The organism is Frankia gtarii, from assembly GCF_025403375.1.
Taxonomy (GTDB): Bacteria; Actinomycetota; Actinomycetes; order Frankiales; family Frankiaceae; genus Frankia; species Frankia gtarii.
On record NZ_JAMPTM010000286.1, the window covers coordinates 1 to 8,276 of the forward strand.

Annotated in this window: 5 protein-coding genes and 2 pseudogenes; 4 read left to right on the forward strand and 3 right to left on the reverse strand. The window is 72.6% G+C overall.

Translation table 11 applies throughout. From position 1 onward, the window contains the following. From NBZ83_RS27060 to NBZ83_RS27070, 3 genes and pseudogenes are all read left to right on the forward strand, one after another. Nucleotides 1-728, forward strand: a pseudogene (locus tag NBZ83_RS27060) (FtsK/SpoIIIE domain-containing protein); the annotation flags it as partial. Continuing rightward, entirely contained in the window at nucleotides 725-994 is a 270-nt protein-coding gene (locus tag NBZ83_RS27065; protein WP_261565527.1) for a pyrophosphorylase, read from the forward strand. The pseudogene NBZ83_RS27060 and the gene NBZ83_RS27065, both read left to right, overlap by 4 nt. 42 nt (nucleotides 995-1,036) lie before the next feature. Continuing rightward, a complete protein-coding gene (locus tag NBZ83_RS27070) occupies nucleotides 1,037-1,354 on the forward strand; it encodes a hypothetical protein (RefSeq protein ID WP_261558342.1) in 318 nt (105 codons plus the stop codon). Nucleotides 1,355-1,375: 21 nt separating this feature from the next. Here the strand turns inward: NBZ83_RS27070 and NBZ83_RS27075 are convergent, their stop codons facing one another. Together NBZ83_RS27075 and NBZ83_RS27080 are read right to left on the reverse strand one after the other, a co-directional pair. Continuing rightward, entirely contained in the window at nucleotides 1,376-2,002 is a 627-nt protein-coding gene (locus tag NBZ83_RS27075; RefSeq protein ID WP_261576046.1) for a hypothetical protein, read from the reverse strand. 206 nt (nucleotides 2,003-2,208) lie between these two features. After that, the gene (locus NBZ83_RS27080; RefSeq protein ID WP_261565525.1) at nucleotides 2,209-2,397 is read right to left on the reverse strand and encodes a hypothetical protein; all 189 of its coding nucleotides are present in this window, start codon (nucleotides 2,395-2,397) and stop codon (nucleotides 2,209-2,211) included. A 954-nt stretch (nucleotides 2,398-3,351) separates the two neighbouring features. On the opposite strand from NBZ83_RS27080, the gene NBZ83_RS27085 reads away from it, so the two are divergent. Beyond that, nucleotides 3,352-7,734, forward strand: a complete 4,383-nt coding sequence (locus NBZ83_RS27085; RefSeq protein ID WP_261576047.1) for a LysM peptidoglycan-binding domain-containing protein — start codon at nucleotides 3,352-3,354, stop codon at nucleotides 7,732-7,734. A gap of 29 nt (nucleotides 7,735-7,763) precedes the next feature. Here NBZ83_RS27085 and NBZ83_RS27090 read toward each other — a convergent pair. Further along, nucleotides 7,764-8,276, reverse strand: a pseudogene (locus NBZ83_RS27090) (sugar MFS transporter); the annotation flags it as partial.

Sequence of the window (8,276 nt, forward strand, 5' to 3'; positions counted from 1 at the left end):
CCGCCCTCGGACTCGGCGGAGACGAACTGGACGTGGTCGACATCGACCTCGGTGCGGAGCCCGGTTTCGTCGTAGGCGGGCCGCCGCGCTCGGGGCGCAGCTCGACGCTGCTCACCATCGCACTGTCGCTGCTGGCCGGCGGTGCCGACATCGTCGCGGTGACGCCGCGCCCCTCGCCCCTGCGCATGCTCGCGGGCCATCCGCGCGTGCTGGCCGTGGTGGACGCCGGTCTTGACCACGTTGCCGGGTCCGGCGACGTGGTCGGCGCGGCCCTGCCGTTTCCACCCCGTGGAACGGCCCATCCCACCGCCGAAGCGATCCCACCCTGGGTCGTCATGCCGGGGGAACGTCCACCGGTCGTCCTCGTCGACGACGCCGAGCTGATCGGCGAGCCGGCGGCCACCGAGCTGGCGAGCTTCTGGCAGCAGGCCCGCGACGCCGGGGGCGCGCTCGTCCTCGCCGGTTCGACGGAGGAGCTGGTCCTTCAGTACCGCGGCTTCGTCGTCGACGTCCGCCGTGCGGGACACGGCCTGCTGCTCGCCCCGAGACGGCCCGTCGACGGAGAGCTTCTCGGTCTCCGGCTCCCTCGGGCCGGCCCCGGACCCGTGCCAGCGGGCCGGGGTCTGCTCATCCAGCGTGGAGTCCTGCTCCCCGTCCAGGTCACCTGCCCGCCGGCCGCCCTCCCCGGCCCGCTCCGTCTCCGACCCACCGCGGAAGGAATCACATGAGAACTGTCACGACCCCGGCGGCGATGCAGGCCGCCGCCCGCATGAGCCAGTTGCTGCCCAGTCTGCAGACGACTGCCGGGAACCTCATCGACCACGGCAACACCCTCGCCGATCCGCACAACTGGGAAGGCCCGAAGGCGCAGGTCTTCCGTGGGCAGGTCTGGCCGGAGGTGCAGCATGCGCTCACGAACCTGCACGCCGATCTCACCGAACTGGCCCGCGGCATCACCGAGATCAACAGGCGGACCGCCGCGGCAGGAAGCTGATCGCCGTCGCTTCACCCACGTCGCCCTCAGCTGCCTGTTCTCATGCCGGCCGAAATCATCTTGGAGGACACCGTGACCTCGCCGTCCGACATCACCGTTCGCAGCACCCCGCAGGCCATAGCCGCGGTCTCGGACCTCGCCTCGATCGTCAACGGTCCGCTGCTCTCCCGCTTCGACGAGCTGCGGTCCACCGCGAGAACCCTCACCGACCCGGAGAACTGGGACGGGCGCGGCGCGACCGAGTTCCGCACCACCGTCTGGCCCGGCTACGAGCGCACCCTCACCGAGCTGCACGCCCAGCTCGACCAGCTACGCATCCGGCTCGCCGACATCCAGAGCGAGATCCAAAGCGCCGGTTGACCGGTGTTACGCCCCGCCGAATCAGTGACGAGGCCCAGCCGCACCCCCCAGCAGACCGACCGCCGCCTCGGCACCAAGAAGGAGGCGGGCCCGGGCGGTCCGGACGACGGCCTCGGCAACCTCCATCTGCAGCAGTGACCAGCCAGAGCCGAGATCGAACAGATCGGCGGTCGGGTGCCGCTGCGCGAAGCGGGCGGCGGCCGCCGGCCACGCGTCCGCAGGAAGCGGGGCGACCCATCCACCGAACGCGACCGAGACCCATTGCCCGGAGTGGGGTGCCGACCCGCACAGGTTCAGCCGGGCCGCGACGTCCTGGTCGCCGAGGCCTGCGGCAAACGGGGTCGGAGCGAGCAGCAGCACCCGAGAAACAGCCGAACCGCTCGCCGTCGGCTCGGTCGACGGCTCCTCCGCGGGTGACATCGATCCATAGACCGGGTGCGCGGGGAACACCCCGGGCGGCGGCCAGGGCAACGCAACGGGGCCGGTCTGCGCGTTCGACGGCACATCCGCGGTCACCGCCATCGCGAAGCGCAGGCCGTGTGCGACCGGACCACCCCACAGCGCGAGGCTCCCGTACGGGGCAGCCCTGATCAGGGAACGTCCCGCCGTGACCGGTGCGCTGTCGACGCGTCGCCGCTGGTCCGTCATCCAATGCCTCCACATCGAACTGCGAGCCATACTTAGGTTTACTTAACTTAATAGATAAGGCGGTGATGCGCCACAGGCTGGCGGCCATGCCGAGACGCCACCAGGCCGGGTCCCGCACGGCCAGGGCAGTCCGGTCCCACGAACCAACGACCCCGGAGGAACCGAAACCGGTCGCGTCCCCACCGATCTGTTCCGCCGACGACCCGTCAGCCAGGCACCCGGAAGTCGGGGCCGTCGGGAACGAAACGGAACGTCGCGGCCACCGCGCCGAACAGGCTGTGCAGTGCGTTGGCCACCGTGACGTTCAGGCTCCGGCGCTCGACCTGGGCCACGCGTGGCGTGCCCGGCGTCGACGGCTGGGACTCCTCCTGCAACCCCAACACGAGATCACCCACGGCGAGGATCGGATCTCCCGGTCACGGGTCATGACGGAAAGAGGAGACCGACACGTGCTGCGTCACGCGGCGCCGACACGACCGCCCGACCCCCAGCCAGCATCGGCGTGCCGCGGATATGGGCGCGAACGAGAGGATCGATCGAACACATGGCCGTGCCGGGCCTCAGATCCAACGCGAACCAGCTCTCGGGCACTGTGATGGCGAAACGATCCGGAGCTCGCCGGCTCGCCGCCGCGAATCCCTTCAAGCCGCATCCCTGTACTCGGTACGCGCGACCAACACCGCGGGCTCGCAAAGGGAGAAATTACTCAGTGTAAGGTTTAATCCGGACAATTAGTCTTGGATCGGGTACCGAATGCTCATCGTGCGTGAGAGCTCCCGTATCCGTCATCCCCACGTTCCCGCTCCGCGACCGCGCTGGTACGGTTACACCTGGTTCGTCCCGCTGTCGCCGTCTCGGCGCAGCAGCGTGAGGAGGCCGGATGCCCACTGCGCGCCGCCCCCAAAGGGAGCTCCGGACGGCGCCGACCGGCGGTTCCGGCCGCGCCGCATTCCCCGCCGACTGCTCCCGAGCACGTCCGCGTTCATCGATCCGGGCGTCCGGCTACGGGATCAGGTTAATCGTCACAAGAAGGCCAGAGAACTCTTACTTCGCCCCGGATTCTCGCGGCAGTGCACCTAGCATGAGCGCCACGCGGCGGACCCTGCGGACCGACGCCGCCCCTCGCCCGGCACGCACGTCCGCCCGACCCTGCGCCTGATCGGGGACGAACCATGTCGACCACGCCGTTCCCCTCGGCACCGTCGCCCTCGCATCCGCCCGCCCCTGCGGGAACCCCGGCCGCACCGGAACCCCCGCCGCAGCCAGGCCCACCGCAGCCGGCTGCGAAGTGGCGGCGCGGCCGGGCCGCAGGGGCGGTGGGCGGCGGTCGTGCCGCCGGTCCCGCAGCCGTGCCGACCCGGCAGGCGGTGCCACCGGTTCCGGCCGAGGAGCGCGCGCGGGAGCGGCTGCAGGCAGCCGGGGCGATCGCGGCGATCGCCGTGGCCGTTCTCGGCATCCCCGCGATCCTCGCGCTGGTGCTCGGCCCGCCGATCCAGGGCGGCGGTGGGGCGGGCGGAGTCGTCCGGGCGATTCTGGCCCTGCTGTTCTGGGCGGCGTGGGCGCACTTCATCGCCTGTCTCGCTGCGGAGTGGCGCGCGGAGGTTCGCGGCAGCGGCCTCGCCCCGCGAATCCCCTTCGGCGGCGCCCCCCAGACGTTTGCCCGCCGTCTCGTCGTCACCGCACTGCTGCTCTCGGGCACCACAGCTCTCGTGGTTCCGGTGACCTACGGGCAGGAGACGGCCCGCGGCACACGGCCCGGGGCGGCCGAGGCGCTGCGGGCCATGCCGACGGCAGGTCCGCGCCCGGAACTGGCGCCACCTCGGGTGGCGGATGGCGACGGCCCTCCGCGTGTGGCCACGAACCGCGGGACTGGCCTCGACACCAGGGTCGCGCCCGACGACGCGGACCCACCGGTCCCGGCCCCCCGCGGGTGGGCCGCCCTACCCGTCCCATCCACCGGCCGACCCGCCAGGCCCGCCGATCGAGCCACGTCGCGCGGCGGCGGTCGCTCGGCACCGGAGGGGCCTGCGGGCGACGGCGGGTATGAGGACGCTCCCCATCGCGGTGATCGGCACGACGGTTTCGACGGCTTCGACGGCTTCGACAATCCGGATGACCTGGATGGCTCAGATGACTCAGACGGCTTCGACGACCCGGGCGACTTCGGCGACTCGAACGGGGCGTGGACCGCGGGATTCACCGCGCCGGTCCCCCCGGTGCAGGAGCCTGTCTTCGGCCAGGACGAGCTGTCGCCGCCCTGGCACGCGGACCGCCCGGAGCTGATCAGCCCGGCTGCGGACCGGCACGGTCGCCTCGTCCCCGGCGAGCGAGTGGTGAAACTGTACGAGGTACGCCCGGCAGAGGGACGCCATCACGACACCCTCTGGGGCATCGCCGAACGCTTTCTCGGTGACGGGCTGCGATACCGGGAGATCTTCGATCTGAACGAGGGCCGCACCCAGCCGGACGGCCGGGTGTTGTCAAAGCCGTCCCTCATCCACGCCGGGTGGATCCTGCTCCTGCCCGCCGACGCCCAGGGCGACGGCCTGCGCGTGCTGCAGATGCCCGAGGGCACCGCCGGCCCGCCGCAACCCTCGGCTGGCGCAGACGGCGACGATGATCTGGGCGATCTTTTTGATCATGATGATTTCGGCGATGCCGCGGGCGCCGATACCGTCCTCGATGCCAGGTCAGGTGGAACCGAGAACCGGTACGAGGCATCGCGCCTTCCGGCCGTGCCAGACGCACCGGAACCGGCGGCGGGGCAGCTGGTGACCGCCTCCCTCGCGCCGCCACCGGACTTCCTGGGAGTCGCGGCTGCCGGCCTGCTCGCGGCCGGAGTGATGGTGGCGCTGGCCGGGCGCCGCAGCGGGCCGGCGCAACCACCACAAGACGCCGCGGAACGAGCACTGCTGCTCGCCGCGGACACCGAGGCAGCCCGGTTCATCGACCGGTCGCTGCGGGTGCTGTCCGCCTCGCTCACCGGTCAGGGTCGGCTGCTTCCCGCGGTCTACGCCGCCATCCTCACCGAGGATGCGCTGATCCTGCACATGGCGCCGGCGCAGGACGAGCCGCCACTGCCGCCCTGGACGGTCGGAGAGGTTCCCGGATCCTGGTGGATCGAGCGCACGCCCGCGCTTCAGCCGGGGGCGGGCGGTGACTCCGCGATCCCGCCAAGCCCCGCGGTGCCCGCTCCGTTCCCGGCGCTGGTCAGCTTCGGACATGACGACGCCGGCTCGCGCATTCTCGTCGACCTCGAGGGCGCCCCCGGTGTGATCAGCCTCCTCGGTGACCGCGCGATCGCAACGCAGATCGTGATCGCCGTCGCCCTCGAGCTAGCAACCAATGTCTGGTCGGACGACCTGCGGGTCTGCCTGATCGGCTTCGCCGCCGACGACGACCTCGACGAGCTGCTGACGATCGCCCCGCAACGCCTGTGGACCGCGGTCAGCGTTGCGGAGGCCCTCGACGAGCTGTCCGGGCCCGACGACGAAGATGCGGACTTCGACGGCGGAACCGCTGACGACTTTCCGCTCGAAGCGGGTCAGCGGATAGCCGGCAACCCCGGCGCGCTGGCCCCCGACCTGCTCGTCCTCGCGGCGCCGCCGCACGAGGCCGACATCGCTCGGCTGACGAGAATGGCCCGGGGACGCCGGCACGCCGTCGGCGTCCTCACTGTCGGCGACTCCCCGGCCGCCCGGTGGCGGTTCACGGTCGGGCCTGACCGTCGGATGTCGCTGGGCGTGCTGGGCGTCGAAGTATGGGCGCAGTCCATCACGGGACCGGAGTACCAGGCGATCGCGGCACTGTTCCGCGAGGCGGACGCTGCGGCCTATCCGGCTCCCGCCGGACCAGCCGACGACAGCACGCCGCCGCAGCCCGGTCCGGCGTCTCCTCCACTCGTCGTCGCCCCGCCGCCGCCCCAGCCACCACCGGCGGCGACGGGACCCGCGCGCGTCGGCGGGGCGTCGCAGGCGGCCCCCGGCAGGACGGTGCCCGCGACGGCGCACCCCGCAATGGCGCACCCCACCCCGGGCGACGAGATCACCCGACCACCGGCCCGGTCCGACTCCGTTCCCGGCGTTCTGCCATGGACGCCGCAGCTCTCGGCGATCCCACACGCGCCCGGCCCGCGGGCCTCCGGTCCCCCAACGGCAGACGAGGATTCCACCCGACCGCCGGCGAACGGTCGCCGGGCTCCGCTCGGACCGCCGCCCGCCCCACTCGTCTCCCCGGGCGGTCCGGCGTCACCCGGACCGGCAGCGCCACCCGGACCGGCAGCGTCCCCGATCTCCGTGCCTCCTGACGCCGAGCCGGCGCACCGGACGACACCGGCATCCGGCCCGACTCCCACGCCGCGCCTGGCAGCACCCGGTGACACCGACCCGGACGACACCGGCTCCACGCTGCTGTCTCATCCGAGCAGTCCGCTCATCCGGCCAACTGACATTCCCCACGTGCCTGCGGTGCTCTACTTCGAGACCCCGCGCATGCGGGCCAACCGTCAGGCACAGGCCCCGGCGGGCACAGCGGAGCAGATGGTGAATGCCGCTCCGGCCGCGATGCCGGCCTCACAGCCGGAGCCCATGCGGTTCCCGGTACCTCCCGAGCGGGTGCCGACTCCGCCGCGCCCGGCATCCCCACCGCGTCCGCCGATTCCGCCACCCAACGAGATCCCCGGCGCAGCACCGGCAGAGCCAGCACCAGCAGCACCAGAACCCGGCGGGCCACAACCCGCGCGGACCGCGCGCACCCAGGGGCCGGGAAACTACTCCGACGGGGAGACGACCATTCCGAGCGGCCGGGGTTGGCCGGCCGGCCCGGTTCTGCCATCACCAACGACCGCGGTACCAACGACCGCGGTACCAACGGCAGCGGCAGCGATGACAGCGTCAGCACCACCGCCGGCCGTGACAGCCACGCCGGCGACGGTGCGCGAGCCGCGGTCCGACGAGCCGATGGCCACGGGCGAGGCCCAGGTCCGCGTCCTGGGACTACCCACCGTTGAAGGACCGGGCCGGCAACCGACGGACGACCTCGATCTCCTGACCGAGATTGCCGTGTACCTTGCCCTGCACCGCGAGGGTGCGCACCGTCGACTGCTCGCCGAGGAGATCTGGCCCCCGGACGCCGCGGCCGGCGACGACGCCGTCGACGCCGCGCTGGGCGAGGCCCGCCACTGGCTCGGAGTCGACGCCGAGGGGCGGCCCCGGCTGTCCCTCGACCCGCAGGGCCGGTGGCGGCTGAGCCCGGACGTGCGCTGCGACTGGGAGCTGTTCGTCGCCTACACCCATCGGGCCGGCATGCCCGGGGGCGACACCGAGGCGGATCTGACAACGGCCCTGCGGATGGTCAGCGGCCCGCTGTGGACGAACCTGCCCACCGGTCGGTACCGGTGGGCGACCACCGGCCCCATCGCGCGAAGCACCCGGGCCGGCGTCGTCGATGTGGCCCACCGCCTCGCCGAGCTCACGTTGAGCTTCGGAGACACGATGACGGCCATGGCCGCCTGCCGTACCGGGCTGCGGGCGGTGCCGGCATCCGAGGCGTTGTGGCGCGACCTGCTGCGCACCGTGTCGGCTCGGGGCGATCGCCGCACGCTCGAGGCGGTGACCACGGAGATGTACCGGACCATCGGCGCCGGCGGGACCCGGCGGAGTGGCCGGGCTGAAGCCGAGACGGAAGCGCTGGTCCAGACGTTGCTGCCGGGGTTTCGGCGGGCGCGGAAATGAGCCAGCGACGGAAATGAGCCAGCGGTGGATCATGAGGACGCCGTCCCGCCGCCGGCCACCGGCCGGACGGGGCATTGTTCGCCCACTGCGTGATCCGGGCGGGGGGCGCGCAGCGCAGACGCGAAGGCGGCGATCGTCGCGAGCAGGAGAAGCACGACCGTCAGGGCACGGTGGAGGCCGATGAGCTCGGCGAGCCCACCCACGACCGGCGGTCCGGTCAGCCAGCCGGCGTAGCCGACCGTGCTGACCACGGCGATCGAGGTTCCCGTTGACGCGTCGAGCCCGCCCGCCGTGGAGAACACGGCCGGCACCACGCAGGCGGTGCCGACACCGAGGGCGCCGAAACCGATCACGCCGGCGGCGGACCCGAACGGCAGGGTGCCGACCGCGAGCGCGCCGGCGAACCCCACGCCCGCGACCGCCGCGAGGCCTCGCACCGTCCGCGTCGGGCTGTACCGCACCATCACGCGATCGCCGACCAGACGCACGGCGAGCATGCACACCGTGAACGCCACAAAACCCGCCCCGGCGCCCCCGGCGGC

Bases quoted from the DNA above. Each gene is read 5' to 3' on its own strand.
- NBZ83_RS27065 (WP_261565527.1), top strand. From the start codon at position 725: ATGAGAACTGTCACGACCCCGGCGGCGATGCAGGCCGCCGCCCGCATG.
- NBZ83_RS27070 (WP_261558342.1), top strand. From the start codon at position 1,037: ATGCCGGCCGAAATCATCTTGGAGGACACCGTGACCTCGCCGTCCGAC.
- NBZ83_RS27075 (WP_261576046.1), bottom strand. From the start codon at position 2,002: ATGACGGACCAGCGGCGACGCGTCGACAGCGCACCGGTCACGGCGGGA.